Raw genomic sequence first — 18,013 nt, forward strand, 5'->3', positions numbered from 1 at the left:
TATCTTCTTCTGTTAACTTTTACGGTAATTCTCTGTTGCTCTTTGGCAACTTCTTCGCAAATGCAAAGTTCTTTTGGAAGCCCGCATACTGGGCACATTCCGCTGCTCATTTGTTGGTATATCCTCCGAATTTGTAATCATTGCATATGTAATTTACATCTAAAAATAACTAAATAGATATAAAGTACTTATCAATGATGATATTAAAGCCTAATGGTATTTTTCAGGCACTTTATATTGAATTTCAGTTAATAATCAGAAATTCTCAACAATATAAAAAGCCAGCCAGAGCTTATTATTTTTCAATTTTTTATATAATATTCGTTTGTAAACTATATAATAATATAATTTGGTGAAGAGTATAGACTAATAAAGACTACAAGTGAGAAAGATGGAGAAAACGTCTAAAAAATTCAAGAAATTGCCACTCCGGAAAAGTGCCTAAGCCAAAAAGTCAAAAAAGCTTAAAATCCCCGATTTTGCCGGAAAGAGCTTCTCTTATCCAGCAATAAGTTAGATATATCTTGAATCCCATCTCTTTCTACTAACCTGCAGTGCATATATATGCACTTCTATTATATAAATATAGCAGTATAAAAGTGTTAATTATATAAATAAAATTCGGGGGCACCTGATGAACGAATTGAACGATTTAATAGGTTTTGTAAACGGAAACAATATAAGACAAAAAGTGCTCTCCTTACTTTCTTCAAAAGGAGAAATGGAAGGGAAAAGAGTATCGAAAACCCTGAGAGTTGCACACCCTACCATCGCAAAAACTCTTGAAGAACTTGAACAGAAAGAATTAATTACAAAAAAAGATGAAATGTATGCTCTTACTGAATCCGGAGTAAAAGTGGAAAAAATGATCCAGCAGATCTAACCTTAAATTTCTTTAATCCACTTTATTTCAAATACTTTTTATCCATATATCTTTCCAAAACCAATTTAATTCTTAACCAGTAAAAATTCCAAGACGATTTTTCATAACCGAAATTCAGTCCTCTTGATTCAGCAAGTATCTTCATTATTATTTAGTCCTCTTGAGTACAAATGTTTACCTGCAAGTGTGACGCCGGTTGATCACGCCGTCACGTCGTTTTAGATTAAGCTGGGATTTTCGGTCAAGCCTTTTTCAAAAAAGGGTTGTGATCACGCCGCTCATAGGGGTTTTTCGCTCAAGCCTTTTTTAAAAAGGCTTGCAGGCAAGCAGTTTATTGAAAAAGATTGCAGGTAAATCAGCTTTATTTAGCAAGTTGAAAAACACCTCTTCTTACCCCAAATTCAGCCCTCTTGAGCGAAGCGAAAAGGGCACCGTCCTCCCGAGACGGAAATCGGGAAGCGGAAATCGGGAAGCGCAGTACGGATGTTAGAAATATTTATTTAATCCTTATTCCTTTATGTCGGCATAAGCTGTTAATACTAATACTGAAAAATCCGGAATTAGGGAATAATCTATTAGAGAAACCGAAGCTTCGGTATCCAAAAAAGGATTAAGCATCAGAGGCAAGGCAATGTTACCTGAAGAAGACCTTAAGATCATTAAAAAAGAACTCGGGCGAGAGCCCACCCTAGTAGAACAGGGCTGCTTTTTAAACTTATGGAGCGAACACTGTTCCTACCGCTCAAGTGCTCCTCTCCTAAAAACTTTTACCAGCACGGGGGAAAACGTAATTATCGGCCCCGGAGACGATGCTGCAATTATAAAATTCGAAGATGAATACGTGCTTGCTATAGGTATGGAAAGCCATAATCACCCTTCATATGTTGACCCCTATAATGGATCTGCTACCGGAGTAGGAGGCATCGTAAGGGATATAATATCAATGGGAGCCCGCCCAATAGCCCTTATGGATCCACTCTATTTTGGGCCTCTGGACACTCCAAAAAATATGTTCCTTTTTGAGCAGATAATTAAGGGAATCGCAGGATATGGAAACTGCATAGGAGTGCCTGTGGTCAATGGTGAGACTTTCTTTGACAGAAAATATAGTGGAAACCCTCTTGTAAATGTGGTTGCAGTAGGGCTCTGCCGGGAAGATGAGGTCATAACTGCTCGTTCCCAGAAAGCCGGAAACAAGCTTGTGCTTGCAGGTTCCAACACAGGAAGAGATGGCCTTGGAGGAGCTTCCTTTGCTTCCAGAGACCTTTCAGAATCAGCCGAAGCCGAAGACCGTCCAAGCGTCCAGGTGGGAGACCCATATACCGAAAAACTTGTAATCGAAATGACGCTGGAAGCAATGGAGAAAGGCTATATAAAATCCTGCAAAGATCTCGGAGCGGCGGGTCTTGGAGGAGCAAGCTCAGAACTGGCTGCAAAGGGAGGACTTGGAGCCCACATTATTGCAGATGCAGTGCCCCAGCGCGAACCAAACATGAACGCGTATGAAATCCTGCTTGCAGAGTCTCAGGAACGCATGGTCTTTGAAGTAGCTCCTGAAGACGTTGATGCAGTACTTGCTCTGGTAGCAAAATACGACCTTAATGGAGCTGTAGTGGGATACTTGACAGAGAAGCCAAATTATACGGTTGAATTCAAAGGGGAAATTGTTGCGGATATTCCAATAGATCTTCTAACAGGCGGAGCTCCGACCTGTGAAAAACCCTCAGTAACTCCTATTCCCAAGATTGAAGAAAGTAAAGCCCCCGAAACTCCGGAAGATCTAAAAGCAGCTTTCCTGAAAGTCCTGTCTTCCTATAATATCGCCTCAAAAGAATGGATTTACAGGCAATACGACCATGAAGTCCAGTTGAGAACAGTTGTCAAACCTGGAGAAGACTCTGGCGTTCTAAGAATTACCGATAAAAGAGGAATTGCACTTTCCTGCGGCTGCCAGCCAAGAGCCACTCTTCTTGACCCCTATAACGGAGGAAAGACTGCAGTAATCGAAAACGTCATGAACCTTGCAGTAAAAGGCGCTGAAGGGCTTGCCATTGTAAACTGTCTGAACTTTGGAAATCCAGATCGCCCGGAGATCTACTGGCAATTCAAAAATGCCGTACTTGGGCTTGGAGACCAGGCACGGGAACTTTCAATCCCGGTAGTTGGAGGAAATGTTTCGCTATATAATGAAAGTGATGAGTTAAAGACTGCAATTCTCCCAACCCCTTCAATAGGAATGATAGGAAAAGTTAACCTTGAAACTCCTCTCCCTTCAGGCTTCTTTGCAAAATCCGGAGATACCATCTTCTTGGTAGGAGAAACAACTGCAGATATGGGAGGTTCCGAATATTACACCTGTTTAGGAGCCCAGAATGCCGGAAAAATCCCCCATGTCCCGGAAAATACTCCTGAGATAATAAAAGCCGTAATCGAAGCTGCAAGGAGTGGGAAACTCAGTTCGGCACATGATCTATCCCTTGGAGGAATTGCTGCCGGACTTGCAAGGATGTGCAGGAATTCCGGTGCAAAGATAGACCTGAGTGAAATTGCAGAATTGAAAACTGAGGAACTGTTATTCTCAGAAACTCCAGCAAGAGCTCTACTTGCAACAGGCGAACCTGAGGCTGTACTGGAAATTCTCAAAGACGTGCCTCATAAGATAATCGGCAATGTAGGAGGAAATTCCCTTGAGGTTAAAGGAAAAGATTTCGAGATTTCCCTGTCCCTCAAAGAAATCTCCGATGCATACGGCAGCCTTACAAGGTTTATGATAGGATAAAGTCCCTTTTGTTTTTAGATTTCATCCCATTTTTTTTATTTTTACAACTCTTTTTTTACAATAGTTCATTCTGAAAATTAAAAAATTTGCTTTTTGATCTTATCCTCAGTATTTCTAATCCTGCTGCAAGTTAAAATTTGGCATAAAGATAGTTATGAGTTAACCAAAACAATAGTTTTTAGTAGGTTTCCGCACTAGATTATTTTGTTATGAAAGCTGTATGTATTTGTATGGGAGTGCATCTACCTTACAGTCCCAAGTGGTACTGGCCTGTAGAAGGGTTTTGCGGGATGCCTGAAATGGACCGGTATTTTGACCGGAATAATATTTTTTCAAAATTTTTAAAAACAAGTCAGCAGTTTCTGCGTCTCAATGATTTGATTCTGGAATCTGTTGAAAGGGGAGGAAAATATTCCTTTGATTTGTCCGGGCCTTTTCTTGAACAGTGTCGGTGGGATCCCGAACTTCTCGAATCATTCCGCGAACTTGGGGAAAGCAGGAGCGTAGAATTTACAGGGAGTTGTAATTATCACTCCCTGAGTTCAGTGTATCCTGACCTTTCCTGGTTTAAGGAGGAAGTGCTCATGTACAGGGAAATTCTTAAGGAATTACTGAGTATCACACCCAAGGTTTTCGTAAATACCGAACTTCTGTACACTGAAAGAGTAGGAAAAATTCTTTCCGACCTGGGTTTTAAGGGTCTTATCGCCGAGGGATCCAGGAACCTTATGAATGGATATGATCCTGTACATGTCTTTGAGAACCGTCTTCTGACTTTGCTGAGGCACATAAACCTTAGCGAAGACCTTGAACTGCGCTTTTCGGAAAAAAACTGGCAAGGTTATCCTCTTATTCCTGAAAAATTCGTGGACTGGATTGCCAGTATGGAAGGTGACGTCCTGACCCTCTATTTTAATTACGCAAATCTCTGCTGTCATTACAGAAATGAAAGTATGATAGCTGAGTTTATCCGTAAGTTACCAGAAGCCCTCGAATCAAGAAGTATCGAGATGCTAACACCATCTGAGGCTGTCAAGCGGTTTGAGCCCTTCAAACTTCCTACCCTGGGAACCGAACAGACAATCCGTTATGGGATGCATAATGCATTAGGAAACCACGCTCAGCAGCTTTACCTGCGAGAACTGGTGAGAATTGGAGAAGAACTTTCAGGAATTAAGGAAAACAAGAACTATCACGAACTTAAACAGATATTCGGTTACCTTCAGCAGAGTGAAATCTTTTTTTCCATGAATTCTGGGAATATCAGAGAAGGGTATGAAAAGGCTGTCAATTATTTCTCCATCCTTTCCGATTTCAGGAGAGCTGTGCTGGAGGAGGGAGCATGACCTCGGTTTGCATATACTTCCAGGCACATCAACCATTTAGATTGCGCAGGTTCTGGCCTGATGACCGATCAGGTTTTTTCCGTTATTTTGACGAGAGAAGCAACAGGGAGATCTTTGAAAGAGTAGCCCAGAAATGCTACATTCCTACAAACAGGCTCCTCCTTGACGCTCTTGACGAACATAAAGGAGAATTCAGGTTTTCTCTTTCGGTTACAGGAACCCTGCTCGAACAAAGCGAACTCTGGGGAAAAGATGTCCTAGAAAGCTTCCGACAGATGGCTGAAACCGGAGCAGTGGAATTCCTGGACGAAACCTTTTATCATTCCCTTTCAAGCCTTTTTGAAGACAAAACCGAATTTGTTGAGGAGATAAAGGAACACAGAGAACTTATGTTTGACCTTCTGGGAGTTAAACCTCAGGTCTTCCGGAACACCGAACTGCTTTACAATAACACGATAGCAAAACTTGTATCGGATCTAGGGTACAGGGCAATCCTTACCGAAGGTGCGGACCATATGCTTGACGGAAGGTCTCCCAATGTGCTTTACAGGGCAAAAGGTTCGGGACTTCCCATAATCTTCAGGAACTACAAGCTAAGTGACGATATCGGATACAGGTTTTCGGCAAGGTGGTGGGATGGATATCCCCTGACTGCAGAGAAATGGGCCTCATGGGCTTCAGGAAATAAAGAAGACTGTGTTAATATATTTATGGATTATGAGACATTCGGAGAGCATCAGTGGGAAGAAACAGGAATATTTTCCTTCCTGAAAGAGCTCCCCGGGGAAGTGCTCAAGACTAACCTGGATTTCAGCACTCCTACTGAGCTTGTCGAGAAATACTCCCCTGTAGCCGAGATCGATATTGGGGATTTCTCCACAATTTCCTGGGCTGATATGGAACGTGATACCAGCGCATGGCTTGGTAACGATATGCAAAGGCGTTGTTTTGAAGAAATAAAGCTGCTTGAGCCCTTTGTAAGGAAGACAGGAGACCCTGAAATCTTGCGTATATGGAAGCACATGCTGACTTCGGATCATTACTACTATATGTGTACCAAATGGCTCGGAGATGGGGATGTACATTCATATTTTAGTGTCCACTCGACACCTTTCGATGCAGCGGTCAATTTCATGGCTGTACTTATGGATTTTAAAGCACAGGTATTCAGGAAACTTAGCGCAATAGCTTAACTAAATGAATACATACTAATTCATGGGAGTCAGGTCACATGGTAAGGGATTTATTCATGTTTGCAGGCTTCAATGAAAGCTCGCAGATTGTATGGTATAAAATAATTTATTCGAAAGAACCAGGAGCTCTGTCTTTAATAACCGATTTTCTCGAAAAAGAGAACGCGTTCATAATGTTTGGTCATCTGGATAATATCACACAGAAAACCGGAGAATACTCGGTATTTACCGAACTTAACAAAGATGTTGATCCGGACAATTTTGCCCGAAAAATAAAGGAACTTGAGGTTGTAAGCGAGGTAGAGTATGGAATTTCAGAATACGGGATGGTTTATTCCGTGGACTTTCCTCTAAATGTTATAGGGGTAAGGGGAGTTATGGCAAGGGCACTTACAATTGTTGATATTATAAAAACTCTCAACCAGAGTGCACCGCATGCAGAGGGACTTCTTACAATTTCAGGACTTAAGGGAGGGATTCACGCAGCCAAGTATTTCAAGAGTATTCTGAACCTTAATGACAGTAATTTTGCAAGCGTGCTTGCAGAACTCTACAAAGGTGTAGGGTGGGGAATTCTGGAAATCGAATGTGATCCAAAGACGTATGAAGGAAAAATCATTGTGAAAGACTCGTTTATAGCTGATGTTTATGGAGGGTCTGACCAACCAGTTTGTGCCTTTATGAGTGGCTATTTTGCAGGTTACCTGACCGAATACTTCGGGAAAAATATAAGTGTTAGGGAAGTAAGCTGTAAAGCTACAGGAAAGAAGGTCTGCGAGCACATAATCTCGCTGGCACCATCGGGCGGTACAAGTCAGGAATACCAGCTGAGAGGGGAGAAGCGGTGATAAAGCAACCCAATGTCATTCTCGGAAATGACGAGCTGCTTGTAACAATGGGTAAAAAGGGGGAAATTTTAGGTTTTTTTTATCCTCGGCGAGACCATGCTCAGCACGTTGAAGAGTCCGTTGCCTGTATCCATACAGGAGAAAGGCTTCTCTGGACCAACGATAACGAGTGGCATAGCGTCCAGAACTATATAGAGGACACAAATATCGTGTCCACAAAACTGTATCATGAGTCGGGAATCCGAATTTCTATTCTTGATCTTGTACACCCTGAAGTGCCCGTACTTATCCGCAGGTTTAAGATCCAGTCTCAGAAAAAAATTTCAGGAAAATTCTTTTATTATTCAAATTTCGATGTAGGGGAAACCTCCAAGAAAAACTCCGGTTTTTGTGATACCGAGACTCATTTGCTCGTACAGTACTGGCAAAATTATCATATAGGGATATACTCCCAGCCAGAATTTACGGAGTGGCAAATCGGAAAGGCAATGGATACCATATGGTGGACGAATTCCAAATATGATATGGAAGACGGAAAACTCCAGGGGAACAAAGAAGACATAGGAAATATCAATAACGTGGCTGGCTGGGACCTTGAGCTGGAAGCTGACGGAGCAAACGAGTTTGTTATCCTTATAGGAGCTGCTTCTTCCAGACGCCTCCTGCATAAAAGGATACAAGAGGTCTCAAAAATGCCTCTTGAATATATTTTTGAAAAAACGCGAGAACACTGGGTTATGTGGCTTTCCAGAAAGCAGGTAATCAAAATTCCTGGGCTTGAGGAATACAATAACCTGCGTCAGGAACTGTTCAACGCCTACAACCGGGCTCTTCTCATGCTTTACCTCCTTAATGACCACGAATATGGATCTTTCGTGGCTGCTCCGGAATTTGACTCAAACTTCGAGAAATGCGGAGGATATGGATTCTGCTGGAATAGAGATGCCGCAGAAATCGTGCTCGCATTAAAGCACTCAGGCTATCCGGAGTATTGCGATATATTTTTCAAATGGTGCATCCAGACTCAGCTTTCTGATGGTTCCTGGTTTCAACGCTACTGGCTTAACGGAGATATAGCTCCCTCCTGGGGCAATTTTGACTACTCGACTCAGATCGACGAAACCGGATCCACGCTCTATGCTATGGACGTTTATTATAGGATTCTCGAAGGCCTGAAAAAAGCTGAGTTTCTTGAAGAAGTCTGGGTCTCTATACTCAGGGCTGCCGAATACCTAATGAAGCGGACCAAGTCAGGAATTCACGAAAGCTGTATGGATCTCTGGGAGACTTACTATGGAATTTTCACCTATACGAATGCCTCAATTTATGCCGGGCTCATGGGAGCTTCCCACCTGGCTGAAGAAAACGGGGAGGCTGGTATGGCAAGACGCTGGAAAAAGAGGGCAGAGTTCATCAAGCAGGCTACAATTGACCGTTTCTGGCTTCAGGAAGGTTATTTTGCAAAAGGAGTTATTAACGAGAAACTGGATAAAATCGTGGATGCAAGTATTCTCGGCACTTATGTTCCTTTTGGAATGCTCTCTCCAAAAAATCCTGTCGAGAGAGATATGATCCAGTTTATGATAGAAAACATTCAGGAAAAGCTTTCAATATCCGTCAATCTCGGTTACGGCATCAAAAGGTATGAAAATGACAGTTACATAAACGGAAATCCGTGGATAGTAACTACACTCTGGCTTTCGGAAGCAATGTTTTCTCTTGCCCTTGACCTCCCATATGAAAAAGCAATACTTACTCCCACGAATAAGATTCCCTATAAAAAGGAAGAAGGGTATGATGAAAACATGAAAAGGCTGACCGATGAAGGAATTGAATACCTTAAATGGGCTCTTGCCGGAGCAACCAGTACAGGACTTCTTCCTGAACAGGTAGATCAGTCTACAGGCAATCCTGCCTGGGCAATTCCTCTAGGCTGGAGCGGGTCTCTTATACTTAATAACATTCTGCTTCTGGACAAAATTTGCAGGAGAAAAGTCGATAACACAAAGGAAGGTTAAAGGAAAAAGGAATTAAAAATAAATAAATAAATAAATAAATAAATAAATAAATTGAAAAAAAGAGAGTTAAAAATAATTCAGGCAAGGATTCTTCCATATGGACTGTCTTCAAAGTAACTGACAAATTGTTCGGCTGTCTCATTTGATCCTCCGGATCCCGAACCTAGAATCAGCTTTGAAAGACTTGCCTTGTTCATATATTCAACTTTGGGTTCTCCTGAAATTCCTCCAAGTTTCGCAGCCTTGTCAATTGCATCATAAAGATTTCCAAAATCGTCCACAAGCCCAAGTTCCTTTGCCTTGGTTCCGGTATATATGCGACCATCGGCAAGGGTTTTTACTTCACTTCTGGACATGTTGCGCCCCTCGGAAACTTCGGTTACGAAATTTTCGTAGCATTCCATAACCACGGAATCAGCATACTCTTTTTCCTCATCAGTAAGCCCTCTCCAGGTGCTTCCCATATCTTTCATTTCTCCTGATTTTGCAACATAATAATCTACACCTGTTTCATTATAAGAGGCAGACATGTTCTGGAAGATCCAGATCACTCCAATAGATCCGGTATTCGTAGAGGGGTTTGCAATAATGTAATCGGTCGGCGCAGAGATATAATATGCTGCACTGGCTGCAAGATCTCCCATGGACACAACCACAGGAATTCCTTTTGCCTGAACTTTTTTAATTTCTTCCACGACTTCCTGGGCTGCTGCCGGAGACCCTCCAGGACTGTCAATTCTAAGCACAATTGCCTTGACCCCGTCGTCTGCGGCAGCCCTGTGTATATTTCCTGTAATTTCTTCGGAAGTAGCATAACCAAGCCCTTCAGCAACGTTTCCGGAAAATATGGTGCCCTGGACGTAGATAACAGCTACCTTCTCCGGACTTCCCAAGCTTTCCCCAATACCGAGATTGGAAGAAATTACCGCAAGACTCACCATTATGACAGAAACAAGAGCAAGGACGACCAGCAGGTAGGGCATCCATCTACGCTTTTTGTTCTGAGGATACGGATTGGGATTCATGTTTAAACTCTTATTTATTTCTTTATTTTCAGAAGTCTCAACCTGGGTTCTCTGATTAACCGTTTTTTCCGAATCATCAGGGGCAGACCCGTTGAAGGAGTTATCACTCGTACCGTAAGTTCCATTATCAGGCACGGAGTTTTCTCTTCCGTTGTGAGGACTGCTTTCTAAGTTGTCATCTCCAGATAGATCTTTTGAGTTGGTGCCTTCAGGGTTTATGTTTTTATCGTTCATATCTGATAGAACCCGTATATTTTAGGACCGTATATTTTAGATTTGTTGCTTTAGTCTGTGGTCTTAAAAATCATTTACATGTTTAATTACACAAGTACATATATTATTATAGCAGGCGATGCAAGAAGGAGAACTTACAGAAATCTACAGGCAATATAATTTGTTTAAGAGCTTAAGTTGTCGGAGCTATTATTAACCTGTGTCTATATCTCATCCTTCTTTATATAGAATTATTAACTATCCCTCAAATAAGTTACCTTGTAAAACCTAGTAGCAAAATATTTAGAATTACAGTATTTTTTCAAAAAAGTTTGATCAAGAAATATGAGCGAAATATATTTCTGAATTGCAACAAACTTTTTCGAAAAAAGTTTGATCAAAAAGTATGAGCGAAATATATTTCTGAATTGCAATATTCGAAGAGGAATATATTCATAAAAAATATGTGGAGATAAGAATGCCAGAATCATCTAGTAAACCCGTACTTGTCACTTGTGGCCTGCCTTATGCAAACGGCAAGGCTCATATCGGGCATCTCCGGACTTATGTGCCCGCTGATATTTTTGCCCGTTCCCTAAGAAAGGAAGGAAGGGACGTTACTTTTGTCTGCGGCTCGGACACTCACGGCACCCCCATTGTCGTAAATGCAGAAGAGCTCGGGATCACCCCTAAAGAGCTTGTAGAGGTCTATCACAAACATTTTGACGAGACTTTCAAGCAGCTAGGAGTTTACTTTGATGCTTTTGGGACAACTGATGATCCTGAAAACCACAACCGAACCCTGGATATTGTCAACAGGCTGATTGAAAAAGGCTATGTATACCCGAAAACTATCGAAATTGCCTATTGCCCGAAATGTAATCGTTTTCTCCCTGACCGCTACGTAGAAGGCTCCTGTCCTCACTGCGGCGAAATAGCAAGAGGAGACGAGTGCGATCAAGGATGTGGAAAACACCTTGAGCCTGGAGAACTTCAGAATCCTGTCTGCACTATTTGCGGAGGACCTGCCGAGTACAGACAGCAGGAACATTTCTTTTTCAAACTTTCTGATTTCAGTGACTACCTGATGGATTATCTCTCAAATGATCTTGGCGGAACCAGCAATGCCAGGAACTATGCACTGGGCTGGGTAAAGCAGGGACTTACAGACTGGTGCATTACCCGGAATCTAGAATGGGGAGTAAAATTCCCTGGACATGATGATCTTGTGGTCTATGTCTGGGTAGATGCTCCCATAGGGTATATCGCTTTTACCGAGGAATGGGCTGCAAAAGCAGGGGACTCCTGGGAAAAATACTGGAAAAATAACGGGGAAATTGTCCATTTTATAGGAGGGGACATTACCTATCACCACTGCATCTTCTGGCCGGCTATGCTTAAAGGCGCAGATTACTCGGTGCCTTCAGCTGTTGTAGCTTCAGGCATGGTCAAAATTGAAGATAAAAAGTTTTCCAAGAGCAGAGGTAATGTGGTCTGGGTAGGAGAAGATTACCTAGACCATGGTTTCCATCCGGACTTATTGAGATATTATCTGGCAAGCTATACCTCCCACACAAAGGAGCTGAATTTCTCCTGGCGCGTGCTTCAGGAAAAGATAAACACCGAGCTTGTTGCCGTGCTCGGGAATTTCCTATATCGGACAATGCTCTTCGCTTTCAAGAACTATGGAGAAGTTCCCGCAGGAGAGCTTGAACCTGAGGTAAGGGAAGAGATAGAAAAGGCTCTGAAGGGAGTAAAAGACTCAATGGCCGAATACGAGTTCAAAAAAGCCGTTGATTCCGCAATGTCCCTTGCATCTTTCGGAAACACCTACTTCCAGTCCCATGAACCCTGGAGTCTGATAAAGCAGGATAAGGTAGCCTGTGGAAAGGTGATTTACAACTGTCTCCACCTAGCAAAAGCTCTATGCCTTATTTTCGAGCCAGTGGTCCCGGAAAGTATGGAAACTGCATGGAAAGAGCTTAGGCAGGAAGAAGACCTGCACGCCGCCCTGTATGATGAAGCTCTCGTACCTCTAAAAGCAGGTACAAAACTTGCAAAACCCAAGATCCTTTTCACCAAACTCGAGGATGACAGGATAGGGGAAATGGAAGAGATCGCAAATCAGAGGGTAAGAGCCGCAGATGCAAAGAAAGTCGCAGGAAAAGGTAACGGTAAAGAACCCGCTAAATCCGAAGGGATGGGGCCCGCCGAAGAAGCAAAATCAGCCAAAAAAGCTGAAAACGCAGCAAAACCCGAGCAAGAGGAAAAAGAAACTCTTCCCACTATCGAGTATGAAGACTTTTCAAAACTCGACATCCGCGTAGGAAAGGTTCTTCTCGCCGAACCTGTAAAAAAGTCAAAAAAGCTCATCAGGGTTGAAGTGGACATCGGCGAAGAAAAGCCAAGGCAGCTTGTTGCAGGCCTTGCTTCGTATTACACGCCTGAAGATCTGATCGGAAAATCTGTAATCGTACTCGCCAACTTGAAACCTGCCAAACTCTGCGGAGTTGAATCAAACGGTATGATGCTCGCAGCCGACGATGGAGGGGAAATTGTAGCAGCGCTCATGCCAGACAAAGAGATAAAGCCGGGTTCAAGAATAAGATAAAATTCAGGATTTAGAGTGATTAGGAATAAATCAAAAGTTACCTGTTTTCATGCCCGTAAGAGTGCGGGCATGAATAATTTTAGATTTTTGCTAAGAATAAATTGCTTTTGGAGAAGCTCAGTAATTTAATGGCTTTAATAGCCTGAAAGTTTCCTTTCCTAAATGTTGAGAAAACATCTCAAATTATAGGCATTAATCTGGAGTGAAATACATACTTTATTTATTCGACATCATAGCCGAAGTCTTCTACTTTTTCAGTGATTTCCTGCTTGCTAACCTTTTCAGGATCAAAGGTTACTATAGCTATCTTTTCTGAAAGTCTTATATCAAGATTTTCAATACCATTTACACCTTCTAGGGCTTTACGCACGTTTGCCGCACAGTTGTTGCAGTCCACACCTAAAACTTTTAAATTCTCCATCTTTCGTCCTCCTCATTCATGGATTAATTTAATCCTCATGTTTCACTCTCAATAATCTCATACCATTCAGAGTAACTAGAAGCGAACTTCCCATATCCCCTGCCACAGCCAGCCACAGAGTCAGCCAACCTGGGACGACCATCAGAAGAATTAATCCTTTAATTATTAAGGCAAAAAAGATATTTTGTTTGATGATGCTCAGTGTTTTTCTGCTCAGTCTGATAGTGTAGGTCAGTTTTGTAAGGTCGTCAGCCATCAAGGCGATATCCGCAGTTTCCAGTGCTGTATCAGTGCCTGCAGCTCCCATTGCAATACCGACTGTGGACATTGCCATTGCCGGAGCATCATTGACGCCATCTCCAACCATAGCTACCGTGCCATGCTCAGCAAGGAGTCTCTTAATCGCATCTACTTTGTCTTCTGGCAATAAGTCTGCTCGGAAATCATCAACTCCCGATTTTGTGGCAATAGCACGGGCAGTGCTTTCATTATCTCCAGTGAGCATGATGACTTTTTTAACACCGGCTTTTTTTAATTTATTGATAGCCTGTCCAGAATTTTCCCGCAACACATCCGCCACAGCGATGAGGCCCAAAACGCGTTCCTCGTCTCCTAGCATCATTACTGTTTTTCCTTCATTCTGCAGACGGGAAACTTCACTTTCTATATTTTTAAGATCTATTGCCTGCTCTGTAAATAACCTGGAATTCCCGATCTGGTAAGTCTTGCCCTTAACCATTGCTCTGGCTCCTTTTCCGGGAATTGCCTCAAATGCTGATATATTTGAGATTTCAGCTCCATGTTCTTTAGCGGATTTGACAATCGCTTCGGCTAAAGGATGTTCCGACCGGCTTTCAATTGCCGAGGCTATTGATAAGAACTCCTTATCTGGGATTCCATCAGTCGGAATGATATCGGTTACCTGAGGCTTTCCTTCAGTAAGAGTGCCGGTTTTGTCAAAGGCAACTACTGATAAAGCCCCGGCTTCTTCGAGGTACCTACCTCCTTTAATGAGTATACCGTTTTTAGCAGCGTTGCCAATTGCAGATACGATAGATACGGGTGTAGATATCACCAGTGCACAAGGGCACGCTACCAGTAGCATAGCCATAGCCTCGTAAAACCACTTCTCGAATGGTTGTCCCAAAGCCAAAGGGGGTACCGTAGCAACCAGAGCAGCCAAGAATATAACAGCAGGAGTATAATATTTCGCGAACTTATCGACAAACTGTTGAGATGGAGCTCGATATCCCTGAGCTTCTTCAACCAAATGAATAATTCTGGATATTGTATTGTCCCTGGCTAGCTTTGTAACTTTGACCTCAAGCGAACCGCGTTCGTTGATAGTTCCCGCATATATTTCATCTCCAGGTTGTTTCTCCACCGGGATGGACTCTCCTGTGATTGGAGCCTGATTCACTGTAGAGTAACCAGCAGAGACTTTACCATCCATAGCAATTCTTTCACCTGGACGAACGATAATTGTGTCTCCGATTACAATTTTTTGTACTGGTAACGTTATTTCAGTTTCTCCTCGCCTGACCAGAGCCTCATCTGGTGTTAATTTAATTAAAGCCCGAATAGAATTCCTTGTTTTATCGAGAGTATAACTCTGCAAGGTGTTTCCGAAAGAGAAAAGAAATACAACCGTTGCGGCTTCCTCAAAAGAACCAAGTGCCGACGCGCCGATTACTGCTATGATCATCAGAAAATTCATGTCAAATTCTCGGGCATTAACTAGCACGGAGATGCCGTTCTTGGCTGGTAGAAAGCCGCCCAGAAAGATCCCAGTAAGGAACAGCCCATTGACTATTAATTCCGATGTTTCCAGCATTCCAGCAATAAGCCCAGAGATCAGCATAATAAAAGAGATAGCTGTGGGCTTGACATACTGATTTGATTTCCAGAAACTAGCCGGTTTATTCTTTATCCGATTGCCCTCATCTACTTTTCCCGAATAACCCATTTTTTCAATGGTTGACAGAATTTCTGCCGCTGGTACACTATGACTTACCGTCATTTTAGAAGCGCCGAAATTGACGTGGGCAGTCTCTACTCCAGGGACTTTGGAGATATATTTTTCCAATTTAGTCGCGCAGTCTGCACAATCCATACCTGTGATGCAAAAATCAGTGGTTTGAGAAATTTCTGAGATTTTCCGGTCGTCTTCTCTTGCCTCATAACCTAACTTTTTAATCTTGTCTACTACCTGATTAACACCGATTTGTTGTGGATCATACTCTATGTTGAGGTTTCCTGCTGGGAAAACGAATGTTGCGTTAACTACCCCCAGCATACGTTTAATGGCTTTTTCTACTTTTGCTGCACAATCGGGACAGTCTATACCGGTCACGAGCAGTTTGGATGAGACTGTCGATTCCATTTTTTCTGCCGTATCGGTCATAATTTCTTCCTTATCATTTACGGTTTTTATTCGGTAACATGCTCTAGCCCTTGAGCGAATAATTTCTCAATATGATCATCAGCCAGTGAGTAATAAAGGATTTTACCTTCCCTCCTGAACTTGACAAGACGTAAAGTCCTGAGAATTTTAAGCTGATGAGATACTGCTGATTCAGAAACTCCTATTACAGCGGTAAGGTCACAAACACAAAGCTCTCTGGTCATTAAGGAAAACAAGATTTTCACTCTTGTCGGATCTCCTAGGGCCTTGAACAGTTCGGCCAGCGACACAGCTACATCTTCACTAAATAAAGCCTGTCGCACTGCTTGTACCGCCTTGTCATGTATACAGTGAATATCACACTTGTCCAGTTCAACCACAGTTAACCCTCTAATTGGAACAACTTTTAAGTAATACTAAATATGAGTATCTGTTCATATGTACAGATATAAAGAATAACTCCAAAACTATTAAAGCGTTTGCTTTTTGTATCAGATAATAAACCTGTAAACCTGGAATCTTTTCACCAGTCAAAAAATGACAGTACAGGTGAACCGACCAATTTCGGTGACGGGCTAGAAAATAGTTAAGGATTATCCATATTTCTTTTTGCTCAAGCACAACAATGTAGTCCTCGACAAAAACATTTTTTTATGTGGAGAACATTTTTATATAGTTGTAGAAGTTTGATAAGTATGAAGTAAGTTATCTAAATGAATCTTCTATTTTTTCTCTGTTTATTTTTAAGTATCAGCGGAGTTAGATCAATCTGCTTCAGTAAATGAAAAGCAAGCAGCTGCTACAATAAATTGTAAAAAAATCCAGCTAGGAATTTCAATGACCTACTCTTTACCAAATTGAAATAAAGAATAGGAGAATTTTGATGAAACACCTAAACTTGTTTTCGATACTCTTTACACTTATACTACTTCTTTTGATTCCAAATCTCACAGCGGCTTCATTTACTGCAGAAGCCGGCGAAATACCGTACCAGATAAACAACTCTGACCGCATAGTTATTGGTACAGTGAGTAAGATTGATATGTTTCGTGACCACATGATTGCTACAGTTAAAGTTAATGAGTGGCTCTATAACTCTCTGCCCACAGAAACCATAAAAGTAAGAAGTGGAATCGGGACTAATATAGCGATGTCAACCGAGCCTAACTTCATTCAGAACGAATCAGTACTCTTGATGCTAAAGGATATAAATCTAGATCAACAGCTTTTCCATGTTGCTATAGGAGAGCCAGGAAAACGCCCTGTTTCTGATAGAGACGCAGTAGTCAAGGAGCTGAAATCTTTGAGTAAGTGGCCGGAAGAAAACCAAACCGAAAATAAAACAAACAAAACCGAAGTAGTAGAAAATGCTGGAACAGTAGAGCAAGAAGAAAATCAAACCGAAAATAAGACAAATGACACCGGAATGACAGATAACGCAGGAACAACAGACGAGCAGGAAGAAAGTTCCAATCAAACCCAGAAATCAAACACTACTCCTTTCATGAGTCCTGTCAGTGCGATTGCAGTAATTCTTGGGGCAATCGTATACATAAGAAGGAAATAACAAAAACTGTGGAAGAAGAGTTTATGCGAACTTTATATAAAAGATAGAAGGAAAAGTGTTGGAAGATTGGTTAATACATCTACCAATATATTAACCCATATTCTTTTCCAGTACCATCTCAAGGTAAGAAGTCCGAATAGAATCCTTTTCCCCAACGCCAAACTGTTTTAGCAACTCAAATAACTTTGCCCTTGAAGTTTCGAGCTCTTTTTCGCTTTCAGCCACGATTTCGACTTCAAGGAATTCCCCGAGCCCTTCGACAGCATCGAGGCAGACAGTAATTTCTCCCGTTCTGAAAACTTCCCTTTTTTTGCGGACTAACCCAGCCTCTGAGAAACCAAGAGAATGTAGTATTTGTATTATAACGGCCTCGTTTACAGGAGTTTCGAATTCTTCCCTAGTTTTGGAGATGCCATCAAGTTTGGGGCCTTTATATGTCAGCACAGCCTGACCATCAAGGGAACGGATCCTGAGTGCCTCATCAGTTTTTGCAAAATCCCTATGAGGAGCTGCAAAATAAATATCTGACTGGTCCTCAACTCCGAGTTTTACTGCCCCTATCTTCTTGAGAATAGGAAAAGCTTTTGAATGGTCTGCTCTGACCTTGACCTCAATTTCAATCATAGTTTTCAGGCATCTCCAGTTAATTCTGGTTAAATTTGGCTAAATTATGCTAGATCCTTACCTTGCTAAAAGCCCATAAAA

The 18,013-nt window shown here is 41.9% G+C and carries 13 protein-coding genes and 1 pseudogene; 8 read left to right on the forward strand and 6 right to left on the reverse strand.

Features of this window, described 5'->3' with window-relative positions; genetic code table 11:
• Positions 1-110 (reverse strand): annotated as a pseudogene (locus BP861_RS15960) (stress response translation initiation inhibitor YciH); the annotation flags it as partial.
• Between the two features lie 524 nt (positions 111-634).
• On the opposite strand from BP861_RS15960, the gene BP861_RS02040 reads away from it, so the two are divergent.
• The 6 genes from BP861_RS02040 (at position 635) to BP861_RS02065 (ending at position 9,067) form a co-directional block, all read left to right on the forward strand.
• Positions 635-883: a transcriptional regulator gene (locus tag BP861_RS02040; RefSeq protein ID WP_292372084.1), complete on the forward strand. Its 249-nt coding sequence runs from the start codon at positions 635-637 to the stop codon at positions 881-883.
• A 631-nt stretch (positions 884-1,514) separates the two neighbouring features.
• Complete coding sequence (purL, locus tag BP861_RS02045; protein WP_292372086.1) at positions 1,515-3,662, forward strand: phosphoribosylformylglycinamidine synthase subunit PurL; 2,148 nt, start codon at positions 1,515-1,517, stop codon at positions 3,660-3,662.
• A 209-nt stretch (positions 3,663-3,871) separates the two neighbouring features.
• Positions 3,872-5,008 (forward strand): glycoside hydrolase family 57 protein, encoded by a 1,137-nt coding sequence (locus BP861_RS02050; RefSeq protein WP_292372088.1) that lies wholly within the window; start codon positions 3,872-3,874, stop codon positions 5,006-5,008.
• A complete protein-coding gene (locus tag BP861_RS02055; protein ID WP_292372090.1) occupies positions 5,005-6,201 on the forward strand; it encodes a glycoside hydrolase family 57 protein in 1,197 nt (398 codons plus the stop codon). Before BP861_RS02050 ends, BP861_RS02055 begins: the two co-directional genes overlap by 4 nt.
• Positions 6,202-6,239: 38 nt before the next feature.
• On the forward strand, positions 6,240-7,049 hold the full coding sequence (locus tag BP861_RS02060) for a V4R domain-containing protein (RefSeq protein ID WP_292372092.1): 810 nt from the start codon (positions 6,240-6,242) through the stop codon (positions 7,047-7,049).
• Positions 7,046-9,067 carry a glycoside hydrolase family 15 protein gene (locus tag BP861_RS02065; RefSeq protein WP_292372094.1) on the forward strand — a complete coding sequence of 674 codons (2,022 nt, stop codon included), beginning with the start codon at positions 7,046-7,048 and terminating at the stop codon, positions 9,065-9,067. Before BP861_RS02060 ends, BP861_RS02065 begins: the two co-directional genes overlap by 4 nt.
• Before the next feature lie 77 nt (positions 9,068-9,144).
• On the opposite strand, the gene sppA is transcribed toward BP861_RS02065, so the two are convergent.
• Positions 9,145-10,326 (reverse strand): signal peptide peptidase SppA, encoded by a 1,182-nt coding sequence (sppA, locus tag BP861_RS02070; protein ID WP_292372096.1) that lies wholly within the window; start codon positions 10,324-10,326, stop codon positions 9,145-9,147.
• A gap of 457 nt (positions 10,327-10,783) precedes the next feature.
• On the opposite strand from sppA, the gene metG reads away from it, so the two are divergent.
• The gene (metG, locus tag BP861_RS02075) at positions 10,784-12,916 is read left to right on the forward strand and encodes a methionine--tRNA ligase (protein ID WP_292372098.1); all 2,133 of its coding nucleotides are present in this window, start codon (positions 10,784-10,786) and stop codon (positions 12,914-12,916) included.
• Between the two features lie 220 nt (positions 12,917-13,136).
• Here the strand turns inward: metG and BP861_RS02080 are convergent, their stop codons facing one another.
• The 3 genes from BP861_RS02080 to BP861_RS02090 are packed head-to-tail and all read right to left on the reverse strand — an operon-like array spanning position 13,137 to position 16,121.
• Positions 13,137-13,337, reverse strand: a complete 201-nt coding sequence (locus BP861_RS02080; RefSeq protein WP_292372100.1) for a heavy-metal-associated domain-containing protein — start codon at positions 13,335-13,337, stop codon at positions 13,137-13,139.
• A 28-nt stretch (positions 13,338-13,365) separates the two neighbouring features.
• Entirely contained in the window at positions 13,366-15,741 is a 2,376-nt protein-coding gene (locus tag BP861_RS02085) for a heavy metal translocating P-type ATPase (RefSeq protein ID WP_292372102.1), read from the reverse strand.
• Between the two features lie 26 nt (positions 15,742-15,767).
• Positions 15,768-16,121, reverse strand: coding sequence for an ArsR/SmtB family transcription factor (locus tag BP861_RS02090; protein ID WP_292372104.1), 354 nt, complete (start codon positions 16,119-16,121; stop codon positions 15,768-15,770).
• Positions 16,122-16,624: 503 nt separating this feature from the next.
• On the opposite strand from BP861_RS02090, the gene BP861_RS02095 reads away from it, so the two are divergent.
• A complete protein-coding gene (locus BP861_RS02095) occupies positions 16,625-17,308 on the forward strand; it encodes a hypothetical protein (protein ID WP_292372106.1) in 684 nt (227 codons plus the stop codon).
• 90 nt (positions 17,309-17,398) lie between these two features.
• Here BP861_RS02095 and cyaB read toward each other — a convergent pair whose 3' ends face one another.
• Positions 17,399-17,932, reverse strand: coding sequence for a class IV adenylate cyclase (cyaB, locus tag BP861_RS02100; protein ID WP_292372109.1), 534 nt, complete (start codon positions 17,930-17,932; stop codon positions 17,399-17,401).
• Positions 17,933-18,013 lie beyond the last annotated feature (81 nt).

The organism is Methanosarcina sp. UBA411 (assembly GCF_002495725.1).
Taxonomy (GTDB): Archaea; Halobacteriota; Methanosarcinia; order Methanosarcinales; family Methanosarcinaceae; genus Methanosarcina.

Excerpts from the sequence above, each read along its gene's own strand:
- BP861_RS02040 (WP_292372084.1), top strand. The coding sequence starts at position 635 with ATGAACGAATTGAACGATTTAATAGGTTTTGTAAACGGAAACAATATA.
- purL (WP_292372086.1), top strand. The coding sequence starts at position 1,515 with ATGTTACCTGAAGAAGACCTTAAGATCATTAAAAAAGAACTCGGGCGA.
- BP861_RS02050 (WP_292372088.1), top strand. The coding sequence starts at position 3,872 with ATGAAAGCTGTATGTATTTGTATGGGAGTGCATCTACCTTACAGTCCC.
- BP861_RS02055 (WP_292372090.1), top strand. The coding sequence starts at position 5,005 with ATGACCTCGGTTTGCATATACTTCCAGGCACATCAACCATTTAGATTG.
- BP861_RS02060 (WP_292372092.1), top strand. The coding sequence starts at position 6,240 with ATGGTAAGGGATTTATTCATGTTTGCAGGCTTCAATGAAAGCTCGCAG.
- sppA (WP_292372096.1), bottom strand. The coding sequence starts at position 10,326 with ATGAACGATAAAAACATAAACCCTGAAGGCACCAACTCAAAAGATCTA.
- metG (WP_292372098.1), top strand. The coding sequence starts at position 10,784 with ATGCCAGAATCATCTAGTAAACCCGTACTTGTCACTTGTGGCCTGCCT.
- BP861_RS02080 (WP_292372100.1), bottom strand. The coding sequence starts at position 13,337 with ATGGAGAATTTAAAAGTTTTAGGTGTGGACTGCAACAACTGTGCGGCA.
- BP861_RS02085 (WP_292372102.1), bottom strand. The coding sequence starts at position 15,741 with ATGACCGATACGGCAGAAAAAATGGAATCGACAGTCTCATCCAAACTG.
- BP861_RS02095 (WP_292372106.1), top strand. The coding sequence starts at position 16,625 with ATGAAACACCTAAACTTGTTTTCGATACTCTTTACACTTATACTACTT.
- cyaB (WP_292372109.1), bottom strand. The coding sequence starts at position 17,932 with ATGATTGAAATTGAGGTCAAGGTCAGAGCAGACCATTCAAAAGCTTTT.